Here is a 20,835-nt window from a genome sequence, read left to right on the forward strand (position 1 = left end):
CGAAGAAGGTCCAGAAGTCGCGTCGTCCGTTGCCTTTCACCCCCTTGCTCAGGGCCGTGTGCAATGCGTTCCAGCCATCGCCCACCGTCCAGAACCAGCGGTAGTATTTCAAAATCGGATGATCATCTGCGATCACGCGATCCTTCGGAAAGTCTTTCAGCTTCGTCCAGTCCACGCCGCCGCGCGTCACCACTTCTGCGGGAATGTCCGCGTTCGCGAACTTGCGGTAGTTCTCGATGTCCACCGCATTGAACGACGGCTGCGATGCATCGCGCACCTCCGTGTCGATCAGCGCCGTCGTGAAGGCCGGATGATCGCCGTAGGCCTTCGCCATGCTCATGCCGACGACTTGAAAAAAAGGCGCGAAGTCCGGCATCGACGCGCAGATGTCCTGCCGCGCATACGGCTTCCCGACGCGGTCCACGCGCAGGAACTTCGGATCGCTCTCCAGAAAGCGTCCCGGTGACAAACTCGCCACCACGCCCAGCCCGTTGGCCAGCGCTTGATCAAGCGTGTGACGGTTGCGCTCGATCATCTCCGGCTTCCCCGGCGGTGCGACGGCGCGATTCGCCCAAATCGCACCCACATCCGCACCGAGACCGATGAAATGCGTGAAGCCGATGTCCTTCAATCGTGCAATCTCATCACCACCTGCGCCCCACATGATCACCGGCATGCGCGGCGCCAGACGCGGCACGATCTGCAGGTGCGCGGACTGCTCCGTGGCATACTTCCCGGTTTCAAATCGCGCGCGCAATTCGTAGTCGGCCGCTTTTAGCGACGTGTTGAGCACATACTTCGCCGTGAAGCTCTTTCCCGCCGCAAGATCGGGCACGATGAAGTTTTCGTCCTTTCCACCGAGATTCACCGACAGCTTCGCGCCCGTCATCGTCTCGCGTCGCAGGTTCGTCACCACGATCTCCAGCGGCTTCGCCGTTTCCATTCGCTGCCACACCTGCCGCGTCGTCACGATCTGCATCGCCACGCGTTCAAAGCTCAGCACACCGTCGCAGATGCGCACTTCGTCGATCATTCCGGGGAACCCGCCGTAATTGCTCCCCAGCCGGTCGCCAATGCTTAGCGCCTTCACGCCCGGCGTTACCGCGCCATAGCCCTTGAGCTTCGCCCCGCCCGCCGCGACGCCATTGCGATAAAACTTCGCGCCGCCCACGCCATCATACGTGAAGGCCACATGCTGCCAGACATCCGTCTCGAGCTTGAACGGCAGCGAATAGACCGCCTTCGACTCCGCACCGAAACCCAGCGTCACAAACATGCGCCGCAGCCCCGCCTTGTCCGCATCGCCGATCTGCCACTGGTAGTCGGTGTGATCAACATACTTCTTGTCGAGCAGGTAGCAGCGCAGTTCCGGCTTGAACTCCGCCTTCGGCTTGATCCACATCTCCAGCGTGAACGCCCCCTTCGGCGACAGGGCCGGTTTCGCCGCCGTCATCGCCCCATGCCGCTTGTCCTGCACCGGAAACCCCGGAAACGACTCCAGTCCGCCATCGAACTTCCCTCTCGCGCTCAAGACCGCGCCTTGCAGCGAGAGATCATTACCCTTCCCGGATACATCTTTCAAAGCCGCCTCGCCATCGAACTTCCAATACCCCAGCACCCATTTGCCATTGGCATCATCTTTCGTGTAACCCGTCTCCCAAGTCTCTTGCAGGGCGCTGGCGACCCACGGAAAACAAAGAACGCTAAGGAGAATCAAACGCGACGGTTGGAACATGGTCGGTGAAGTACGAAGCCACCGGGATGTTTCGCACAGAGATCACGCCTTCACCGCCCACCTCAACTTCGCCGGCCCAGCACGCGGGTTGTCACGGGTTTCTTGCGATGACGGTCGGATCACCTCGTCATTGGTTGCACTGAAGATTCCACCTCGAAGTCCATCGCGGAAGAGGTGCTTCACGCGACGGTCTTCGCCGGAGTGGAAGGTGAGAATGACGACGCGGGCGCCGGAGCGGAGGCAGTTCGTGAGTTGATGCAGAAAAGTGTCGAGCGCGGTGAACTCCTCGTTCACTGCGATACGCAGGGCCTGAAACACACGGCGCACGGTGGCGTCGCGTTCTTCGTCATCGACACGATGAGGCAACGCGCAGCGCACCGCTTCGGCGAGTGATCGGGTGGTGGCGTGATCGGTGCCGGCAAGCGCATCGGCGAGCAAGGCCGCGTGACGTTCATCGGCGTTTTCTTCGAGGATCATCTTCAGCTTCGCAGCGGAGAGCTTTTGCAGCAGATCGCGGGCGGAGACGCCGCGCTGAGGATTCATGCGCATGTCCAGCGGGCCGTCGTGCTTGAAGCTGAAACCGCGGGCGGGATTGTCGAACTGCATCGAGGAGCAGCCGAGATCGGCCAGCAGCACGTCCACGCCATCGCTCCAGCCGAGTTCGGCGAGCGCACGGGGCAAGCCGGCGAAGTTCATGCGTTTCACGACGAGCGCGGACTCCTCGCAACCGCTGGCACGCAGCCGCGCCTCGGTGCGCACGATCTCGATGGGGTCCTGATCGAGCGCGAGCAAAGTGCCGCCAGGCTGCACGGCCTTCAGCAACGCGCTGGCATGTCCGCCATAGCCAAGCGTACAATCCACGGCGCGTTCACCGGGCTGTGGCGCGAGGATCTGCATGATCTCGTTCAAAAGGATCGGTACATGCTGCCCAGCGGGTGTTTTGCCGGACGCGCGCACCTTGGCGATCGTCTCGGCATATCGCTCGGGATTCAGCTCCTTGTATTTGTCCTCAAAACGACGCGGATTCTTGCCCGAGTAGCGCGGACGACGGCGATGCGGCGTTGGAACCTCCGATTCGCTCACAGCTCGTTGTATTTGGCGTTCGATCCACGCGCCTTCGCCACGGGATAGCGCTTCTCGTTGCGCTCGATCTTGTTGATCATCTCCTGACCGAGATCGACGCCCAAGTTGTTGGCCAGTTCAAACAACAGGATGCCCACATCGGCCATCTCGTCCTTCAACTCCGGCATCTTGTCCTTCACGCGCTGCTCGATCTGTCCCGGCTGCTGCCAGACGAAGTGCTGCAGCAGCTCCCCCGCCTCCGCGGTGATGGCGACGGCGAGTTCCTTGGGATTGTGAAACTGCATCCAGTCCCGGGCGTCGCGAAACGCACAGATGCGCTCGGTGATTTGTTCGATGGTCATGACTGCATGATGCGGGGGATCAGGCCCGGAGCAAATGTTTGCACCCGGACGGGCCGGCCTTGACACTAAATGCGCGCCTGCGGCAAAGTTCGCGCTCATTCATGGAAGCCGTCGAATACTACATCATTCATCACGCTGCGCAGGCCGGTCCTTACACGCTGGAGCAGTTGCGCGGGATGATCGCCCGCGGAGAGATTTCAATCGATCAATCCGGCTGGTGCGAGGGCATGGCGGATTGGAGGCCGCTGCGCGAGATCCTGCCGCCAATGATGCCGCAGACTGCGGCGCCGATGCCGCCGCCCCTTCCGCCACGCGGTTTCGCTGCTTCCGTCCAGCCCGCACCGAAAAAGAAATCGCTGACGTGGCTGTGGATCACGCTGGGAATCGTGCTGCTGGGAATGGGGGGATGCGTCGCGGTTCTCGGCCTGACCTTCAGCAGGGTGTTTGATAAAATCGTCAAAGACGGCACCGACGAGATGGCGTTCAAGCCGTTGTTTGAGGAGCGGCAAAACCACTTTCCCCAATGGCGGGAGTCGAGTTTCCAAGCTGCGGGCCCGGCCGATGTGCCGGACGGCAAGGTGTTTGAACTGATCCATTATCAAAGCCCCGGGGGCAAGATGGCCGCGTATCTCACGCCAGATCCGAAGGATGGGAAGAAACATCCGGCGATCGTTTGGGCTCACGGCGGATTCGGCGGCATCGGCAGCTATTTCTGGGAACCGGGGGGCAAGCGCAACGACCAGTCAGCCCGCGCTTTTCGTGAGAAGGGCATCGTGATGATGTGCCCGTCCTGGCGCGGTGAAAACGACAACCCCGGCCGCTTCGAGCTGTTCTACAACGAGCTCTGGGACTTTCTCTCGGCCATCGAACACGTGAAACGGCTGCCCTATGTCGATCCGCAGCGGGTTTACATCGGCGGACATAGCACGGGCGGCACCATGACCCTGCTGGCGGCGGTGAGTTCAGACAGTTTTCGCGCCGCCTTCTCCTTTGGCGGCATGATCGATGGTGTGCAAACGCTGGGTGACGGCGAAGGATACGGCAACACGCCATACGATCCGAACTCGAAGATTGACCACCGCCTGCGCAGCCCGATGCGCTACGCCAGCTTCATCCGCCGGCCCACCTTCTACTTCGAAGGCGGCGAGTATTACGACGAAGGTTCGGCTGCGCTCATGGAGTTGCGGGCCATGAAGTACTTCAAATCCTTCCACCTGCCCGGTGATCATTTCGACATCCTGCATCCGATCACAGGGCTGATCGCGGAGAAGATCCTCCAAGACACGGGAACGCAGTGCAATATCAGTTTCACGGAGCAGGAACTGACTCAGCGCTATGCGGCCGCATTTTCTGACAGTCTGGCCAAACATCTGATCCAATGGGACAAGACGGGCAAACCGGGAACGCTCGGAGAAACGCTCGGCAAGCTGGACGCGGATGACGCCGTTCCTCGCATCCCTCAAGATGTTGATGCGATCCTAGCTACGGCCAAGAAGATCGCGGCGGGGACGGGTGAAACGGCTCAAACTGCGTCCGACATGGCCGCGCTCGCGGGACTGCGAGATGCGATCGAAAAGGAGGAGCTTCTCAGCTCATTCGACAATCTGGCACTGGAGCCCATGCGCGCCTGGGCGGATGCACGCCTGAAGCGTACGGAGCCGTTTTCAACAGAGGAGTCCGACAGCTTCTTCGGTCTGCTTTCCGCGCTCGCATCCTCTTCGGACGAACGGGCCACAGATCTTGTCGTCACTGCCTTGCGTCAGCAAAAACTGCCAGACACCTATGGGTGGAGCCGGGTTCTGGATGCCTTTGATGAAGAACACTCGCAAACCGAACATCTGATGGCGGCGTTTCGCGATGATCCACCGACCGGGTTCGCGGGCGTTCTGCTGCTGGACGCGGCCAACCAGCTCGGCCTCGACGATTGGGAAGGTCCTCACCCGTTCAATTCCACGAAAGGCGCCGCACAGCTCAAAGCCTGGCTGCAAAACCCGGATCCCAAGCAGTCCAGCTACGCCCACAGCGCCGCGCTGGGAGCCGCTTTCATTGATGCGAAGGTGCGTGGTGATTTGATCGATGTGGCGCTGCATCATCCGGACAAGGCGGTGCGCATGGAGGCGGCATGGGCGGACGTGAAGACGGGCGGCAAGCAGGGCCTCGATTTCCTCAAGCAAGCCTGCCTCGACATCCATCAATCCGCCCGCGCCCGGGACTACCTCAAGGAACTCGACCAGGAAAAAGCCGTCCCGAAGGAAGCATCTGAGCCCGCCTTTGCCGCACAGGCCGAGATGTCGCGCTGGCTGCAACACCCGAACGAACTGGGAGAGGAGCCTCTGAGCATCGAAGTGTACGACCACAAGAAACTGTTCTGGCCGCCGAACAAGGACCAGCGCGACGTGTTTCTGCTGAAGTTCACGTACAAGTTCCCTGAGGATCAGGCTCCGAAGACTGGCTATGGCATGACCGGAACCATGACCTGGTCTTTCCTGGAGGAGCATGCTTCGCCCCCAAAGCCGGAGGAGCTCTATCTGCAGCACTGCACTCTCGAACTCAACCGGGCGAGCAGGTCCGAAAAAAGTGCCAAAGATGAAGACAATCGTGCCCGGGCTCTCGAGGCCTTGCAGAAGGGCAATCCACACATCTTCGACGCGCCTGAGCCGGAGCAAGCCGCTCCGTCCGGGCCAAAATAGTCCCAGCTCCCCGCAAGCTCTGTATAGACTCGCCATGAATCGTCGTTGAGGTTAAGCCATGAAGTCATCCACCCTTGTCGCCAGCATTCTGGGGCTCTTCGCCCTCACCTCCCTCTCTGCCGCCGACGATTCGCCGGTGGATTTTGTGAAGGAGATCAAGCCCATCCTCGCCGACCGCTGCGTCGAGTGCCACAACTCCGAGACCATTCTCGGCGAACTCAATCTTCAGAACCGCGAGCATGCGTTCCAGAAACGCAAAGCCGGTCCGGCCATCGTTCCGGGTTCGCCCGAGAAAAGCATGCTCTACCTCGCTCTAACCCTGCCGCCCAAGGACAAGAAGGCCATGCCCGCCACAGGCCATCGCATTCCGAAGGACGAGGTGAATACCATCCGCCAGTGGATCAAGGAAGGCGCGAAGTGGCCCGAGGGGAAGGATGGAGCGATCGCCGTGACGCATCCCAAACCATGAGACAGGTGATTCTCTGAAACGAAGTTTCAGCAAGAGGGTTCATGACACGAAACGTCATGAACCCTTTTTATATCCCCCAAAGCCGCCGCGCTCTTCTGCGTAGCCTGCTGCTCACCACCGGTGGCATCATCACGAGTGACCTCTACGCGGAAGCGCTGACACTCACTCCGCGTGCAACCGAAGGTCCGTATTACCCCGATCATGTGCCGATCGACCAGGACAATGACCTCACGCAGATCATCGGTGGCAAAGCACCCGCCGGTGGCGTGGTGACGGAGTTTGGCGGGCGTTTGCTCAATGCGGATGGCAAACCGTTGTCCGGCCATGTCATCGAGCTCTGGCAGGCGGACGTGAACGGCTGCTACATCCACAGCAACGGCACGCAACGCGGCAAGGAGCGCGATCCGAACTTCCAGGGCTTCGGCAAGATCGAGACGAATGCGAAAGGCGAGTATCGCTTCCGCACGATCAAGCCCGGGCTCTACACCGGACGCACGATCCACTGGCACATTCGTGTGAAACAGAACGACAAGAGCATGCTGACCACGCAGCTTTTCATCGCCGGCGTGCCGCAGAACGATCGCGACGGCATTCTGCGCGGCATGGGCACGGAGCAGCAGCGTCTTTCCGTCATCCGTGAGTTCAAACCGATGAGCAAGGACAGTCAGGAACTCGTCGGCACGTGGGACATTGTACTCGGCAACACACCGGAGGATCCTGAACGTCGTGGAGGCCCGGGCGGCCCGCAGTCACGTCGCCGTGACAACGATCAGGACATCAAGGATCTGCTGTTCGGTCCCGCGCCGTTCTAATTGAAGGCACGTTCATTTCTTCGGCTGCCGCTGACGCACGCATTCAAAAAGGCACACTCCAGTGGCGACGGAGACGTTCAGGCATTCGACTTTGCCTGCCATGGGAATCTTGACCAAGAAGTCGCAGTGTTCACCGGTGAGGCGGCGCATACCCGGGCCTTCCGCGCCCATGACAATGCCGATTCCGCCTTTGAGATCGAGATCGTAGAGGCTCTGCGTGGCTTCATCCGCCGTGCCGACGAGCCAGACGCCGAGTTCCTTCAGCTTGTCCATGGCACGCACCAGATTGGTCACGCGCACGAGCGGGATGTTCTCGGCACCACCACAGGCCACACGGACGACGGTTTCGGTGATGGGGGCGGTTTTGTCCTTCGGCATGATGACGGCACAGACCCCTGCGGCATCGGCGGTGCGAAGACAGGCGCCGAGGTTATGAGGATCCTGCACACAGTCGAGGATGAGGACTAGCGGGCTGTCTTTGCCTTCGAGAATCGAGGGAATATCCCCTTCGTCATACACGCGCACCTGATTGTCGGAACGGGCGTGGCGGTTCTGGCGGGCAACGGGCTGGTCTGGACGATTGGGGCGCATGAGTGATGCCGGACAGTGCGCCGCGAATGAGATTTGGCAAAATGATAGAAGCATCAGCTTGAAGGCTGTGTGAACTGGCAAGAGGGGTTTGGGATGAAGACCTTTCTCAAACGCTGGGGGCCGCACCTGGCCGTCGTGGTGGCTCTGGGGCTGGCACTCGTGTTCGGATGCGAAGCCTGGATCTCGCACACCTCTGCAGGACGCTGCTTCGATCATGCGGAAGAGGTCCCCGACGCTCCTGTGGCAGTGGTGCTGGGCACTTCGCCGCGAATGCTGGACGGAAGGGCCAATCTGTTCTTCCTGCCACGCATGGAAGCCGCGACGGCGCTGTTCAAGTCGGGCAAGGTGAAGGCGCTGATCGTCAGCGGTGACAACGGCACACGCGGCTACGACGAACCGACGGAGATGAAGCGCGTGCTGGTGCAGATGGGCGTGCCGGAGTCGCAGATCGTGTGTGATTATGCCGGATTTCGCACGCTGGACTCGGTGGTGCGCGCGAAAAAAGTGTTCGGGCAGTCGCGTGTGATTTTTGTTTCACAGCGATTTCACAATGCGCGGGCGATTTACCTCGCGAAGGCGTTTGGGATGGAAGCGTGGGGTCTGAATGCGGCGGATGTGCCGGTGACACTGTCAGTGAAAACGTTTCTGCGTGAGAAACTGGCCTGCGTGAAGGCGATGCTGGATATCAACGTGCTGGGAACGCAGCCGAGATTTCTCGGCGAAAAGGTGGCGGTGCCGGTGGCCCCTCTCAAAGCCACACCGTGAGCGCCCGGCGCAAATCGGGACCCGGGGTGACGCGGAGCGATTCATCGACCTCAAGGCGGGCCTTGTGACCGTTCTGAGAGATCTCGATGAACACCGGAAGCGTGCCTGGAAACTGCGTCAGCACCTCGTGAATGCGCTCGAGATCGGTTTCATCGTGCTGCCGTGTGTTGAGCTTCAACACGATGGGTTTCGGCGGCGGAGGCGGCTTGGGCGGCGGAGGCAGTGACGGATCAGGATCGCCTGCGTTGCGCGGTTTGGCGGCCTTCGGCTTGAGCGGTTTGGCGTCGTTGCAGGTGCAGCGGTTGCCGTCGGTCTTTTGATCCTTGCTGACGCGGACGCGGAAGGCCATCACAGCGCCGTTGGCGAGTACGTCCTTGAGTTTTTCGTAGTCGTCGCTCCAGCACATCATCTCCTGCACGCCGGTGAAGTCTTCCACCTTGAAGGTGGCGAAGGGCCGGTTGTCCTTTTTCGAGTAACGCACCTCAAGCTGACTCAAAATACCGGCGATGGTGTGCGTGCTGGGCTTCTCCTTGGTGTCGATCTCCTCGATGCCTGCGATCTTGACGAGCTTGGGCGAGTCAAAATGACCGCGGTAGCTGTCGAGCGGATGGCCGCTGACGTAGAAGCCGAGCAGTTCTTTTTCAAAGGCGAGAACTTCGTCCGTGCTCCATATAATCGAAGGTTCCTCCGGTTCGTTCTTTTTCGACTTCTTCGGTTTGCCAAGATCGAAATCATCAAACAGACCGCCCTGCCCTGCCTTCTTGTCCTTCTGCATCGATGCCGCTGAAGCGAGCACCTGTTCGAGCTTGGCGAACATCACGGCGCGCAATTCGCCGGTGTAGTCGAACGCGCCCGCTTTCACGAGAGCCTCCATGAGTTTCTTGTTCACAGCGCGGTTGTCCATGCGCGCCGCGAAGTCTTCGAGGCTCGTGTAAGGCCCGTTTTGCTCGCGCTCGGCAATCGCGGCCTCCATTGCGCCTTCACCGACGTTCTTGATGGCGCTCAGACCGTAGCGAATCGAGTTCGGAACGCTGGGATCTTGCGTGGCAGGTTCCGCATCGGGATTCAGAACGAATTCAGGCGCAAACTTAAGCGAGGACTTGTTGATGTCCGGCGGCAGCACCTTGATGCCCATTTCAAAGCACTCGGAGACGAAGTTCGCAATCTTGTCCGGGTTGCTGATTTCATAACTGAGAACCGCCGCCATGAACTCGACGGGGTAGTTCGCCTTCAGGTAGGCCGTGCGATAGGTGACGATCCCGTAAGCGGCGGAGTGCGACTTGTTGAAGCCGTATTGCGCGAATTTTTCGAGCAAATCGAAGATCGAATTCGCGGTCTTCTCCTTGATGTCGTTCGTTTTGAGACAGCCTTCGACGAAGATGAGGCGCTGACGGGCCATCTCGGCGGCGTCCTTCTTGCCCATCGCACGACGAAGCAAGTCGGCTTGTCCAAGCGAGAAGCCGGCGAGGAAATTCGCGGCCTGCATCACCTGCTCTTGATAAACCAGAATGCCGTAGGTCTCCTTCGCGACTTTTTCGAGCAGCGGATGCGGATACTCGACCTGCTCTTCGCCTTTCTTACGTTTGATGTAGTCCGGAATGAACTGCATCGGGCCAGGACGATACAGCGCGAGAATAGCGATGATTTCCTCAATGGTGTCCGGACCGAGCTGTTTGCAGGTGTTGACCATCCCGCCAGATTCCATCTGGAATACGGCGACCGTTTCGCCGCGTTTGATGAGATCGAAGGTCTTCGTGTCTTCGAGCGGCGCATCGGCCACCTTGAAGCCGGGAACACGCTTGTTGATCCAATACTCGGCTTCATGGATCACCGTCAGCGTTTTGAGGCCGAGGAAGTCCATCTTCAGCATGCCCAGCTCCGTGAGCGGCTTCATCGCGTATTGCGAGAGGATGGCATCTTCCTTGTCGCGCGTGAGAGCGATGAAGTTGTCGAGCCTGCGGTCGCCAATAACAACGCCGGCGGCGTGCACGCCGGTGCCGCGCGTGAGGCCTTCGAGAAAGGTGGCGTGTCTCCAAAGCTCCTGCGCATTCGTGTCGGCTTCGAGCTTCGCGGCGAGGTCGGGGTTCTTTTTCACCGACTCCTCAAGATCGATGTTCAGCTCGTTCGGAATCATCTTCGACAGCGCATCGCTGTCGCCGTAGCTCCAGCCGAGCACGCGGCCCACGTCACGGATGACGGACTTCGCGCCCATCGTGCCGAAGGTGATGATGTGGCAGACGCTGAGGTCGCCGTATTTTTCTCGGACGTATTGGATGACCTCCGGACGCCGTGTCTGACAGAAGTCGATATCGATATCGGGAGGCGAAACACGCTCGGGATTCAGGAATCGTTCGAACACGAGCTCAAAGCGCAGCGGATCGATGTCCGTGATGCCGAGGCAGAAGGCGACGAGCGAGCCCGCGGCCGATCCACGACCCGGACCGACGGGAATGCCGTGTTCGCGCGCCCAGTTGATGAAGTCCCAGACGATGAGGAAGTAGCTGGTGAAGTTCTTCTCCTTCAGCAGCGCGAGCTCGACCTCCATGCGCTTCTGCAGCACCTCGTCATTGAGAGCACGGTCACGGCCGTAACGGCGTTCGAGGCCTTCCTGGGTGAGTCTGCGCAGATACTCGTTTCGATCACCGCCGTCGGGCATCGGATACTGCGGATAGCGGTCGATCGAGGTGGAATCGAGATGGATTTTGACGTCGCAGCGCTCGGCGATCTCCAAAGTGGCATCGCAGGCCTCGGGCACTTCGGAGAACAGCGCGCGCATCTCCTCCGCAGTCTTGAAATAGACCTCCGGCGAGTAGGTCATGCGGTTCTGGTCGTAGATGCTCGCACCGGTTCCGATGCAGATCATGATGTCGTGGGACTCATGATCGCTGCGGTTGAGGAAATGCACGTCGTTGGTGGCAACGGTCTTGAGGCCGTATTGCTTGCCCCACTCGATCATCTGACGCGCGCTCTTGCGCTGCGCCTCCATGTTGTGGTCTTGGATTTCGAGGTAGAAATTCTCCGGACCAAAGATGTCGCGGAACTCCTGCAGGCTCTTTTCCGCCTCGTCCTTGCGGTCGGAGAGGAGCAGTTCGTTGATTTCGCCGTTGATGCAGCCGCTGAGGCAGATCAGGCCCTTCGAGTGCTCGCGCAGGGCGTCCTTGTCCACTCGCGGGCGATACCACTGGCCTTCAAGGTGTCCCTTGGTGATGAGCTTGGAGAGGTTTTCGAAGCCTTCGTTGCTCGCGGCGAGCAAGGTGAGATGCGAAGCGCGTTTGCGGCCGGCGACCTCGTTTTTGTCGAACATCGAACCGGGCGCAAGGTAGGCCTCGCAACCGAGGATGGACTTCAGCTTGGCCTTTTTGGCCGCCATGTAGAAGTCGATGGCACCATACAGATTGCCGTGATCGGTCACGGCCACGGCGGGCATTTCCAGCTCCTTCACGCGCTTCATCAGCGCGTCGATGCGCACCGCGCCGTCGAGCAGCGAGTAGTCGGTGTGCAGGTGGAGGTGGACGAAGGAGTCGGGCATGGTTTGGGGGACAGGATTAACCCCGTTTGGCCACCCGCGACAAGACCTAGTTGTCCTAGTTGTTCACATCATTTGGCTTCGGCCTGCGGTGAAACCGATGATGATGACGGTAGTGCTTCAACAACTGCCATCCCACGATCACCAGAATGGCGGTGATCGACACAGCGACGATCAGATAGAGGCGATTGGCATCCGAAGCTGGCGAAGGTGATTGTTTGGCGGAAGGAGCAGCCTGAGGGGATGCCGGAGAGGCCGTGACAGGCGGTGCGGCGGCCTTCAGGTGAAACGCACGGCTGGTCTCCCCGGGGAAGATCACCTGCGGACGCAGATCGGAGTTGCCGCCCTGGGTGTGAAGCAGGATCAGGCTGGTGTTGGCGTCGTGGGCAAAGTCAATCTGGAACGTGGTCGCCCCGGCAGGGACTTCTCCTTTTGCCACGGCGAGCAGATGCACCTCCAGGGTGTCTGCTTTGAGCGGGGTGTTGTCGGAGCCATCGATGGGTTGGATCTCACACGCGGGCAGGACGTCCTTTTTGCCCTCAAAGAGCACGACAAGCGCCCCTGAAAGGTATTCCTGCGCCTTCTGGTGCGTGGCGGCGATCTGCTCAGGCGTCTGCTCCCGATACCAGGACGCTGGAACCGGTGGCAGCGTCGTGGGATCGGTAGCCAGGAAGATGCGCGGGTCCACATTGATGCGCAGCGAGTAGGTGCCTCCTGCGGAAAAATCAGCCTCAAGTGTCATGCTCGGCACAACGTGCGCGCTCGCCGTGCTGAGGGCCGCCAAGACTATCGGGACGACCGTTCTTAAGAATCTGCTGCGGAAAATCCGATCAACCATGGCCCATGGTGGAGAAGCACGAGACAATGGCAAATTGATCGTCACGTCAGAAAGCCCTCCCTCGAGTTTACAATGCTGATTTTCAGATGGGAAGACCGCCTGTCGAAAGAAGCTGCGAAAAACCTTGTAGCTACATCGCGACCGCGCTTGACTTAAGGCGCGTAAATTGCTTCAACAGATATTCCGTCAGAACACCCGTATGGGCGCCACACTCAAATCGCTGGAAAAAGATCTCGAGATCACCCTCGAAGACTTCAACCTGATCGGACGCAGCCCGGATGCCTCCATCCGGCTTCTGGACGGCGGTGTGTCGCGTCAACATGCGACGATTCGGCGTGATGGGCAGCTGTTCTGGGTGTCCGATCTCGGCAGCGCCAACGGCAGCTTCGTCAACGACGTTGCCGTGACCACCGCACGCGCACTGAGACACGGTGACCGCGTGCAATTTGGCACCAGCACCTTTGTTTTCGACAGCCAGGAAGAGGAACGTCCACCGAGCGAATCCAGCAACGTCAGCACGCAGTCGCTTCACACGATCGCCCTTCCGGTAAAGACGGTGAAAGCCACGCTGCTGGTGGGCGACCTTCGCAATTTCACCTCCATCTCCGCCCAGCTCAGTGCGGAAGAAGTCGCTGCCATGCTGCGCGAGTGGTATGCCCAATGTGAACAGGTGCTGAAGTCCCGCGACGCCATCATCGACAAGTTCATCGGCGACGGTGTGTTTGCCTACTGGCCGGGTGACGACCACGCCACCCGTGTCCGCGCCACTGAAGCCGCCAAACTTCTCAGCAGCCCCGACGCCAGCAATTCCCCGAAGCGCAAGTGGCTGAAGGAAAACATGAACCTTGAGGTTCACTGCCACATCGGTTTGAACATCGGAGACGTCGCTTTGGGAGCCATGGGCCGCGGGGTGAACACCGCGGTGGGTGAGGCCGTGAACGTGACCTTCCGAATTGAAAGCCTGACACGCAAGCTTCAGGTGCCCGTGCTTGCGGGCGCCCCGTTCCTGCAGGGCTGGCCGGAAGGATTGCAGCTCTACCAGAATGCCGGCATTCATCCAGTGAAAGGCCAGCCGGATCCCGTCGAGGTCTATTCGCTGATCGACGTGCCGACCATGTCGGTCTGAAGATAACGGGCCATGTCCTCGCGGGTCATGCGGTAGAGGAACCACTCGCTCAGGCGTTTCGCGCCAAGACGCTGCTCGTAAACACGCTGCGCGTTCACATTCCAGTCGAGCGCCGTCCATTCCACACGACCGCAGCCGCGCTCATACGCGAGGCTCACGACCTTCTTCAGCAAGGCACTTCCCACACCCACATTGCGGCGTTCCGGTGTCACAAAAACATCTTCGAGATACAAAGTCGGCAACGCGAGAAAACTCGAATACGTCTCCATCAGAATCATGTAGCCGCACGGCTCCACGTCACCGTCCACAAACGCCAGCCAGACTTCGATGCGCGGCTTTTCACTGAGGGCATCGTCGACCAAGCGAGCCTGTGCGGCCTCATCCGGCGGCGTGAGCTTCTCGAACTCAGCCAGTGCCACCACCAATCGGCAAAACGAAGCCGCATGCTCACGCCTCAGAGTCCGTAGCTCGATGCTCATGCATGCAAAACGGGGTCGCCAAACAGCGTGAAGTGCCCGGCTTCAGCGATGCGGACTTTGAAGATCTCGCCGGTGTGGCGTTCGGGATTGCCGTCGAAGACGACGATGCGGTTGGAACCCGTGCGACCGGTGAGACGCGCCTCATTCGTCTTGCTCGGGCCTTCGCAGAGGATCTCTACCTCTTTGCCGACGAGTTCGTCATACATCGGCAGGGCAATGCTGTTCACGAGGGCGAGCAGGTCCTGATTGCGCTCCTCTTTGACACGCTCGGGCACCTGGATGGCATCTTCCATCTCGGCGGCAGGCGTGCCGCGGCGTTTCGAGTAGCGGAAGATGAAGGCGTTGTCGAAGCGCAGCTTTTCAAACAGCGCACGCGTTTCCAGGTAGTTCTCCTCCGTCTCGCCGGGAAAGCCGACGATGACATCCGTGGTCACGGCGATGCCGGGACGTGCGGCGCGGATGCGCTCGACAAGTTCGATGAACTTCGCCGTCGAATACGGACGGTGCATGCGCTTCAAAATCGCATCGCTGCCGCTTTGCACGGGCAGATGCACGTGTTCGGCGAGTTTCGGCAGGTAGGTGAAGGCTTCGATGAGATCCTTCTTATAACCAATCGGATGCGGACTCGTGAAACGGATGCGCTGGATGCCCGGCACCTCGTGCACGGCCTCCAAAAGCTGAACGAAGGGGCTTTTGCCATCGACGACAGGGAATTCGTGCCTGCCATACAGATTCACGATCTGGCCCAGCAGCGTCACTTCCTTCACGCCACGATCCGCGAGGCGTTTCACCTCTTCAACAATCTCCGCAATCGGACGGCCGCGCTCCCCGCCGCGCGTGTAGGGCACGATGCAGAAGGTGCACTTCATGTTGCAGCCCTGCATGATGCTGACGAAGGCACTGCCCTGCTTCTCCTTCAGCGTGTGATCGCGGATGGTATTCTGCGATTGCTCCTCTTCCTCGACATCGACGATGGAGAAGCGCTCGTCGTCCATCTGTTTCGCCTCTTTGGCGCGGATGATCTCGTCCACATACTCGACCACACGGTGATACTTCTGCGTGCCGACGACGAGATCGACCCTCGCCTTGTCCACGAGTTCGCTGCCGCGGCTCTGTGCCATGCAGCCCATGAAACCGGTCACGAGCGGGATGCGCCGGCGGCGCACCATGCCCATTTTGCCCAGCGCCTTCTGCTCCGCCTGGTCGCGCACGGAGCAGGTGTTGATCAAAACCACGTCCGCGTCCGTGTCGGTGGACGTCATGGTATAGCCGCGCTCGACGAACATCTGCGACACCTGCTCGGTGTCGCGTTCGTTCATCTGGCAGCCGTAGGTTTTGATGTGAACTTTGGGCACTGGGGGCGGAGAGAATACGCGCCCCGGCCCAAATGACAACCGCCTACGCCTTGATCTCAAAGATCGCCTCGACTTCGACGGCAGCCCCCGTGGGTAGCTGGGCAAATCCGAGGGCGCTACGGGCATGGTAGCCGTCGCCTTCCTTGCCAAATATCTCGTGCAGCAGGTCGCTGCAGCCATTGATCACGAGATGCTGGTCGCTGTATTCGAGCGTCGAATTCACGCAGCCGAGCACCTTGATGACCTTCAGGCCGTCGATGGTGCCGTGCACGTTCCAAACCGAGTTCAGAATCTTCTCGGCGCAGTTCTTCGCCGCCTTGTAGCCGTCCTCAGTCGAGACTCCCGCGCCCAGCTTGCCCTTCATGTCGCTGACGTGGCCGGAGGTGAGGAGCTGGCTGCCGCTGCGGATGCAGAGGTTCAGGTAGCCGGGGGTTTGCTTTGCGAAGGTGATGCCGAGGGATTCTGCTTTTTGTTGAGGAGTCATGGTTGGGAATGAGAAGTGAACGCAGAATACGATTTGGAAAACGAAAACTGGCAAAGACCTGCGATCAATCGCCTCTCACGCCTTCAGTTCGCGGCTCATCTGCCACATCAGCTTATCCAGTGCGAGACCGAGACTGTCCTTGCGCCCATTGAGCAATCCTGCCCAACAGAGGCCTTTGGCGGTGTGAACCATGATCGTGCTGGTGCCGGGCAATGAACCGGTGTGCCACCAATTCGGAACCTTGTTCACGTTCCAGCCGCGCGCGTAGCCTTCACTGACACCGTGGGTGGCCATCGTGCGGATTGACTCATCGTTGAGCAGCTTCGGCAGTTGTGAGGCGAACCTCACCAGATCGCCTGCGGTGGCGATCCAGCCGCCGTGCGAGTCCATGCGGGTCACGTTCATGTGGTAGGCCGCGTCTGGCTTTTCCGTCAGATACATCACTTCGGGAGGCTGACGCTCGGCGAGCGTGTTTCCGGCGATGCACATGCTCGTGATCCCGCATTTGGCGAAGACCGCTTCGCTCACATGCTCCGCATACGATTTGCCAGACAGTTTCTCCAGCACACGACCGAGCACGCAGTAGCCGAAGTTCGAATAGGCGAAATGTTCGCCCGGTTTGTGCGTCAGCTTTTGATTCGCCAGCGTCCACGCGATAAGTTCATCGTGCTTCATCGCGACGTTCTTGAACATCGGATCGTTCTTGTCATTCGACCAGCCACCACTCGCATGCGTGAGAAGATGATCAATCGTGATCGCGGCCAGATCGCCGTCGTAATCGCCGCCAAGCAGGCCCTTCGGCCCCCAAACGGTATCACTGAGCTTCAAGCGGCCTTGCTCGATCTGCATCATCAACGCGGTGGCCGTGATCGGCTTGGAGATGCTGGCGATGCGAAAGCGATGCTCCGGCGTGACTGCTTCTTTCTGATCCGCATCGGCAAAACCATAGCCTTGTTCGAACTCGATCACGCCGTCCCTGCCATACGCGATGCTCATACCGCCGATGCCATGCTCGCGAAGAAACGTTTCGGCGATGGCCCGGACCGCCGCGCCCTCCGATTTCGAAGGCACGGCGGCAAAGGCCGGGCAGGCGGCCAGCGAACCCATGAAGGCGCGTCGTTTCATGCGGAACACATCACACCTTGACGCGCTTCCGCCGTCAACGAAAACATCCGCCATGCCCCGCCTCCTCGTTTTGTCTCTTCTGTCAGCCGTCACCTTGCACGCGCAGGTCGTCGATACCAGCACGCTCACGGGCAAGGTCGTCTGCGGCTACCAGGGCTGGTTTCGCTGCGAGGGCGATGGCAGCAACAACGGCTGGCACCACTACGCCGCGGACGACAAATTCGAGCCGGGGCACGCGCACATCGAGATGTGGCCGGATGTAAGCGAACTGCCGCCACAGGATCGCGTGGCGACGCCGTTCAAATACGTGGACGGCAGCCCAGCCGAGGTGTTCAGCTCCGTGCGCGAGTCCACCGCGCAGCTTCACTTCAAATGGATGCGCGACTACGGCATCGACGGCGTCTTTCTCCAACGCTTCGCCACCACCACGCGCGACAAACGTTTCCGTGAGCCGATGGATCAGGTGCTCGCGCATTGTCAGGCCGCCGCTAAGGCGAACGGCCGCGGTTGGACGCTGATGTATGACCTGAGCGGCATCAAGGAAGGCGGCATCCAGTTGGTGATCGAAGATTGGAAACGCCTGACCACGGAAAAACGCCTCGACCTCCAAAGCTCGGCCTACTTCAAGCATCACGGCAAGCCGCTCGTCGCGCTGTGGGGTCTCGGCTTCAACGATCGTGCGCCGATGCTCGAGGAGTGGTCGGCGCTGATCTCGTTCCTGCGCGACGATCCCGAGTTCGGCGGCTGCGCCATCATGCTCGGAGTGCCCTACTACTGGCGCACGCTCGATCACGACTGCATCAAGGATCCAAAGCTGCACGAACTCATCGCCCGCGCCGACATCGTGAGCCCTTGGGCCGTGGGAAGACTCGGCACGCCACAGGACGCTGCCAGTCGTGGTGAGAAAATCCTCAAGCCTGACATCGCCTGGTGCGCCGAACACAATCTCGACTACCTGCCGGTCATCTTCCCCGGCTTCAGCTGGCAGAACCTCTCGAAGTCACGCGGGCAGGAGGCGAAGTTCGATCAGATTCCACGACGTGGTGGCGAATTCCTCTGGTCACAGGCCCTCGCTGCCAAACAAGCTGGCGCGCAGATGCTCTACGTCGCCATGTTCGACGAACTCGATGAAGGCACGGCCATTTTCAAAACCGAAAACCACCCACCTGTCGGCGAGAGCCGCTTCCTCTCCGAACCGGATCTTCCCAACGATCATTACCTGTGGCTCACCGGAACGCTGGGCAAACTGCTGCGGGGTGAAACTTCGGATGCAATGCCCAAACGCGGGCAATGATTCACGACAAGTCTGACGCCAGCACCGAATTCGCGGCACGCAGAGCCAGTTCCTTCGCCTGCGCGATCACGCGATCAGGCGTGGCATCAAAGAGATAAGCGTGGCAGCTCGGACAGGTGACGGCGCGCGTCACCACGATCGAGCCGCAGCCTTCGCAGACCTTGTACTGCTCCGGATGCGTGGCGATCTTCTCGGCCTGCTTCAGACGTGAGTCTGGTTTGTGCTCGTGCGCGCTCATTGAGTTCAGATGCTACGACGACATTGCCGGAGCGCAACGTCTGCGATGCCAAACTTGTGCTGATTTTGTGGTTGCTTTGCGGATGTTAATCACCTCTCAACCAAGCCCCTCGACGCTCCACCCGTCGCGATACTTCCGCGTGAGCTGCGTATTGAGTTCGGGTTTGTTGGTGACCTGGCCTGCGGTGGTATCCCATTCGATCCAGTCGTGTGGATTGCGTTCGGCCAGAACTCCAAGCAGCACAGCCTCGGTCACAGGACAACCGTAGGTCGGCAGATCGGTGGCGGCCTTCTCGCCTTTCATGCAGGCATCCACCCAGTCGGTGTAGTGATTGGCGATGCGTGTCTTCGGATAGGTGTAGCCGGTGAAATTCGCCTCCGGCACGAGCCAGGGACGCTGCTGGTGCGGTTTGAAGATGCCGCCGTTCTCGCCGACGAAGAAAATCCCGCTCGGTGTGTCCTTGGTAAGCACGCTGGGCTTGATGACGACCTTCGGATCATACGGATAACCGCCGTCCATCCACGTCATCTTGATCGTGTCGCCTGCGGTAAGCGGTGTGCCGGGAAATTCGAGCTCCAGATGGCGCTTCTGAGCGTAGAGTTCGCCCTTGCTGCCCTCGTCGAGGCAACGCACGCGCTTCGGCGCTTTCAGACCGAGGCACGCGAACACGACATCGAAGTAATGGCAGCCCATGTCACCCATCATGCCGACACCGAAATCGACCCACGAACGCCACATCGACGGATGATACGCGCCATCGAGAAACGGCACCTCGTTCGCGACACCGAGCCACAGGTTCCAGTCGAGATTCTCCGGCACCGGATCGGCCTGCGGTTTGCGGTCGGTGACCTTGGGCCACCAGTTGGCCTTCTTGTTCTCCCAGCAGATGACTTCCTTCACCTTGCCAATGGCGCCGCTGCTGATGAGATCGACGGCGAGCGAAGTTTCGATGTTCGAGTGGCCCTGCGTGCCCATCTGCGTCGTCACACCGGACTTGGCGGCCTCGGCGCTGAGAATCCGCGCCTCGTGGATGTGATGTGTGAGCGGCTTCTGCAAATAGACGTGCTTCTTCGCCCGCAATGCCGTCACCGCCATCGCCGCATGCATGTGATCCGGAGTGCCGATCGTCACAGCATCCACACTGTCGCCCAGCTTCGAAATCATCTCGCGATAATCGCGAAACACCGCCGACTCACCCAGCCGTTCCTTCGCCGCCGGATCCTGCAACTCCTTCCGCCGCGAACTCTCGCCTCGTTGCGCCAGTGCCAGCGTCTTTGCATCCACATCGCACATGCCCACGATGCGTACTTTCGGATGCTGCAGCACGCTCATCATCGTGTTCCCGCCCATCCCGCCAACTCCGATGGAGGCGACCTGAAACATCGAGTTCGGCGACTTCGCGCTCAGGATGGCCGGAGCGGAAACGTAAGCGGAGGCGGCAAGGGACTGCTGGAGGAAATAACGACGGTTCATGAGGCAGTGTGAACGCAACTGTTGGCGCCACTCTCTCACGTGTCACTTCACCGCCACGCCCGGCGCTCTGCGAATCTTCATCAGCATCGGAAAGCTCGTCTGAAGTCCGGCGCTGTCGTGTTCGTTGCGGGCGGAGCTGAGGGCGGCGTGGATGAGTTTGTCCTGATCCTGAACCCAGTTCGCGCAGCGGAAGAAGATGGGGCGCTCGTTTTCTTTCGCGCGGATCTGCACGCCGTTGAGGCCGATGTCATCGACGATGACACCGTGCGGGAGGCCATGGACGTCGAGGTTGATGATGCCGTCGTCTTTGAGGCGCACGGCGCGAATCCAGGCCTTCACGGTCTGGCCGGGGACGAGGGTGATTTCGAGGGGCTTGGTTTCGTCTTCGATCTCGCGCATCACGGCTTTGCC

The 20,835-nt window shown here is 60.0% G+C and carries 19 protein-coding genes; 6 read left to right on the forward strand and 13 right to left on the reverse strand.

The genetic code is table 11. The features are described 5' to 3' along the window. The 3 genes from KDL09_RS21605 to KDL09_RS21615 all read right to left on the reverse strand — a co-directional run. Window positions 1-1,735 (reverse strand): LamG domain-containing protein (locus KDL09_RS21605; protein WP_294389740.1); only part of this gene is annotated, 1,735 nt, incomplete at its 3' end. Between the two features lie 42 nt (window positions 1,736-1,777). After that, window positions 1,778-2,818 (reverse strand): 16S rRNA (cytosine(1402)-N(4))-methyltransferase RsmH, encoded by a 1,041-nt coding sequence (rsmH, locus tag KDL09_RS21610; protein ID WP_294389743.1) that lies wholly within the window; start codon window positions 2,816-2,818, stop codon window positions 1,778-1,780. Beyond that, window positions 2,815-3,159, reverse strand: a complete 345-nt coding sequence (locus tag KDL09_RS21615; protein WP_294389748.1) for a nucleotide pyrophosphohydrolase — start codon at window positions 3,157-3,159, stop codon at window positions 2,815-2,817. The genes rsmH and KDL09_RS21615 overlap by 4 nt, the downstream gene beginning before the upstream one ends. Window positions 3,160-3,260: 101 nt before the next feature. Between KDL09_RS21615 and KDL09_RS21620 the strand changes: the two genes are divergently transcribed. The 3 genes from KDL09_RS21620 to KDL09_RS21630 are packed head-to-tail and all read left to right on the forward strand — an operon-like array spanning window position 3,261 to window position 7,130. Beyond that, on the forward strand, window positions 3,261-5,849 hold the full coding sequence (locus tag KDL09_RS21620) for a GYF domain-containing protein (protein WP_294389750.1): 2,589 nt from the start codon (window positions 3,261-3,263) through the stop codon (window positions 5,847-5,849). A 58-nt stretch (window positions 5,850-5,907) separates the two neighbouring features. After that, window positions 5,908-6,318: a c-type cytochrome domain-containing protein gene (locus KDL09_RS21625; RefSeq protein ID WP_294389755.1), complete on the forward strand. Its 411-nt coding sequence runs from the start codon at window positions 5,908-5,910 to the stop codon at window positions 6,316-6,318. 56 nt (window positions 6,319-6,374) lie between these two features. Further along, window positions 6,375-7,130 carry a hypothetical protein gene (locus KDL09_RS21630; protein WP_294389759.1) on the forward strand — a complete coding sequence of 252 codons (756 nt, stop codon included), beginning with the start codon at window positions 6,375-6,377 and terminating at the stop codon, window positions 7,128-7,130. A 12-nt stretch (window positions 7,131-7,142) separates the two neighbouring features. Here the strand turns inward: KDL09_RS21630 and rlmB are convergent, their stop codons facing one another. Further along, a complete protein-coding gene (gene rlmB / locus KDL09_RS21635) occupies window positions 7,143-7,721 on the reverse strand; it encodes a 23S rRNA (guanosine(2251)-2'-O)-methyltransferase RlmB (protein WP_294389761.1) in 579 nt (192 codons plus the stop codon). 93 nt (window positions 7,722-7,814) lie between these two features. On the opposite strand from rlmB, the gene KDL09_RS21640 reads away from it, so the two are divergent. After that, window positions 7,815-8,486 carry an ElyC/SanA/YdcF family protein gene (locus KDL09_RS21640; protein ID WP_294389763.1) on the forward strand — a complete coding sequence of 224 codons (672 nt, stop codon included), beginning with the start codon at window positions 7,815-7,817 and terminating at the stop codon, window positions 8,484-8,486. On the opposite strand, the gene dnaE is transcribed toward KDL09_RS21640, so the two are convergent. After that, a complete protein-coding gene (gene dnaE, locus KDL09_RS21645) occupies window positions 8,470-12,015 on the reverse strand; it encodes a DNA polymerase III subunit alpha (RefSeq protein WP_294389767.1) in 3,546 nt (1,181 codons plus the stop codon). The genes KDL09_RS21640 and dnaE overlap by 17 nt on opposite strands. 55 nt (window positions 12,016-12,070) lie before the next feature. Then, window positions 12,071-12,754: a hypothetical protein gene (locus KDL09_RS21650; RefSeq protein ID WP_294389770.1), complete on the reverse strand. Its 684-nt coding sequence runs from the start codon at window positions 12,752-12,754 to the stop codon at window positions 12,071-12,073. A gap of 295 nt (window positions 12,755-13,049) precedes the next feature. Between KDL09_RS21650 and KDL09_RS21655 the strand changes: the two genes are divergently transcribed. After that, entirely contained in the window at window positions 13,050-13,976 is a 927-nt protein-coding gene (locus KDL09_RS21655) for an adenylate/guanylate cyclase domain-containing protein (protein WP_294389773.1), read from the forward strand. On the opposite strand, the gene KDL09_RS21660 is transcribed toward KDL09_RS21655, so the two are convergent. The 4 genes from KDL09_RS21660 to KDL09_RS21675 all read right to left on the reverse strand — a co-directional run bounded on the left by KDL09_RS21660 (window position 13,940) and on the right by KDL09_RS21675 (window position 17,419). After that, window positions 13,940-14,455, reverse strand: coding sequence for a GNAT family N-acetyltransferase (locus tag KDL09_RS21660; RefSeq protein ID WP_294389775.1), 516 nt, complete (start codon window positions 14,453-14,455; stop codon window positions 13,940-13,942). The genes KDL09_RS21655 and KDL09_RS21660 overlap by 37 nt on opposite strands. Then, entirely contained in the window at window positions 14,452-15,810 is a 1,359-nt protein-coding gene (gene miaB / locus KDL09_RS21665) for a tRNA (N6-isopentenyl adenosine(37)-C2)-methylthiotransferase MiaB (RefSeq protein ID WP_294389777.1), read from the reverse strand. Before miaB ends, KDL09_RS21660 begins: the two co-directional genes overlap by 4 nt. A 43-nt stretch (window positions 15,811-15,853) precedes the next feature. Next, the gene (locus KDL09_RS21670; RefSeq protein ID WP_294389780.1) at window positions 15,854-16,294 is read right to left on the reverse strand and encodes a RidA family protein; all 441 of its coding nucleotides are present in this window, start codon (window positions 16,292-16,294) and stop codon (window positions 15,854-15,856) included. A gap of 75 nt (window positions 16,295-16,369) precedes the next feature. Then, window positions 16,370-17,419, reverse strand: a complete 1,050-nt coding sequence (locus KDL09_RS21675) for a serine hydrolase domain-containing protein (protein ID WP_294389782.1) — start codon at window positions 17,417-17,419, stop codon at window positions 16,370-16,372. Window positions 17,420-17,471: 52 nt separating this feature from the next. On the opposite strand from KDL09_RS21675, the gene KDL09_RS21680 reads away from it, so the two are divergent. After that, window positions 17,472-18,713 carry a glycoside hydrolase family 71/99-like protein gene (locus KDL09_RS21680; RefSeq protein WP_294389785.1) on the forward strand — a complete coding sequence of 414 codons (1,242 nt, stop codon included), beginning with the start codon at window positions 17,472-17,474 and terminating at the stop codon, window positions 18,711-18,713. A gap of 1 nt (window position 18,714) precedes the next feature. Here the strand turns inward: KDL09_RS21680 and KDL09_RS21685 are convergent, their stop codons facing one another. The 3 genes from KDL09_RS21685 to KDL09_RS21695 form a co-directional block, all read right to left on the reverse strand. Beyond that, the gene (locus KDL09_RS21685; RefSeq protein ID WP_294389786.1) at window positions 18,715-18,951 is read right to left on the reverse strand and encodes a hypothetical protein; all 237 of its coding nucleotides are present in this window, start codon (window positions 18,949-18,951) and stop codon (window positions 18,715-18,717) included. 96 nt (window positions 18,952-19,047) lie between these two features. Continuing rightward, complete coding sequence (locus KDL09_RS21690) at window positions 19,048-20,424, reverse strand: Gfo/Idh/MocA family oxidoreductase (RefSeq protein ID WP_294389788.1); 1,377 nt, start codon at window positions 20,422-20,424, stop codon at window positions 19,048-19,050. A gap of 42 nt (window positions 20,425-20,466) precedes the next feature. Beyond that, a partial coding sequence (locus tag KDL09_RS21695; protein WP_294389790.1) for a hypothetical protein occupies window positions 20,467-20,835 on the reverse strand: 369 nt, incomplete at its 5' end.

The sequence above is a fragment of the Prosthecobacter sp. genome, from assembly GCF_020439865.1.
In the GTDB taxonomy this organism is placed as follows: Bacteria; Verrucomicrobiota; Verrucomicrobiia; order Verrucomicrobiales; family Verrucomicrobiaceae; genus Prosthecobacter.

What these genes read in the sequence shown, in the direction of transcription:
- KDL09_RS21670 (WP_294389780.1), bottom strand. Translation starts at nt 16,294, where the DNA reads ATGACTCCTCAACAAAAAGCAGAATCCCTCGGCATCACCTTCGCAAAG.
- KDL09_RS21640 (WP_294389763.1), top strand. Translation starts at nt 7,815, where the DNA reads ATGAAGACCTTTCTCAAACGCTGGGGGCCGCACCTGGCCGTCGTGGTG.
- KDL09_RS21620 (WP_294389750.1), top strand. Translation starts at nt 3,261, where the DNA reads ATGGAAGCCGTCGAATACTACATCATTCATCACGCTGCGCAGGCCGGT.
- KDL09_RS21660 (WP_294389775.1), bottom strand. Translation starts at nt 14,455, where the DNA reads ATGAGCATCGAGCTACGGACTCTGAGGCGTGAGCATGCGGCTTCGTTT.
- KDL09_RS21680 (WP_294389785.1), top strand. Translation starts at nt 17,472, where the DNA reads ATGCCCCGCCTCCTCGTTTTGTCTCTTCTGTCAGCCGTCACCTTGCAC.
- rlmB (WP_294389761.1), bottom strand. Translation starts at nt 7,721, where the DNA reads ATGCGCCCCAATCGTCCAGACCAGCCCGTTGCCCGCCAGAACCGCCAC.
- KDL09_RS21650 (WP_294389770.1), bottom strand. Translation starts at nt 12,754, where the DNA reads ATGACACTTGAGGCTGATTTTTCCGCAGGAGGCACCTACTCGCTGCGC.
- dnaE (WP_294389767.1), bottom strand. Translation starts at nt 12,015, where the DNA reads ATGCCCGACTCCTTCGTCCACCTCCACCTGCACACCGACTACTCGCTG.
- KDL09_RS21615 (WP_294389748.1), bottom strand. Translation starts at nt 3,159, where the DNA reads ATGACCATCGAACAAATCACCGAGCGCATCTGTGCGTTTCGCGACGCC.
- KDL09_RS21630 (WP_294389759.1), top strand. Translation starts at nt 6,375, where the DNA reads ATGAACCCTTTTTATATCCCCCAAAGCCGCCGCGCTCTTCTGCGTAGC.
- KDL09_RS21625 (WP_294389755.1), top strand. Translation starts at nt 5,908, where the DNA reads ATGAAGTCATCCACCCTTGTCGCCAGCATTCTGGGGCTCTTCGCCCTC.
- KDL09_RS21690 (WP_294389788.1), bottom strand. Translation starts at nt 20,424, where the DNA reads ATGAACCGTCGTTATTTCCTCCAGCAGTCCCTTGCCGCCTCCGCTTAC.
- KDL09_RS21655 (WP_294389773.1), top strand. Translation starts at nt 13,050, where the DNA reads ATGGGCGCCACACTCAAATCGCTGGAAAAAGATCTCGAGATCACCCTC.
- KDL09_RS21675 (WP_294389782.1), bottom strand. Translation starts at nt 17,419, where the DNA reads ATGAAACGACGCGCCTTCATGGGTTCGCTGGCCGCCTGCCCGGCCTTT.
- KDL09_RS21685 (WP_294389786.1), bottom strand. Translation starts at nt 18,951, where the DNA reads ATGAGCGCGCACGAGCACAAACCAGACTCACGTCTGAAGCAGGCCGAG.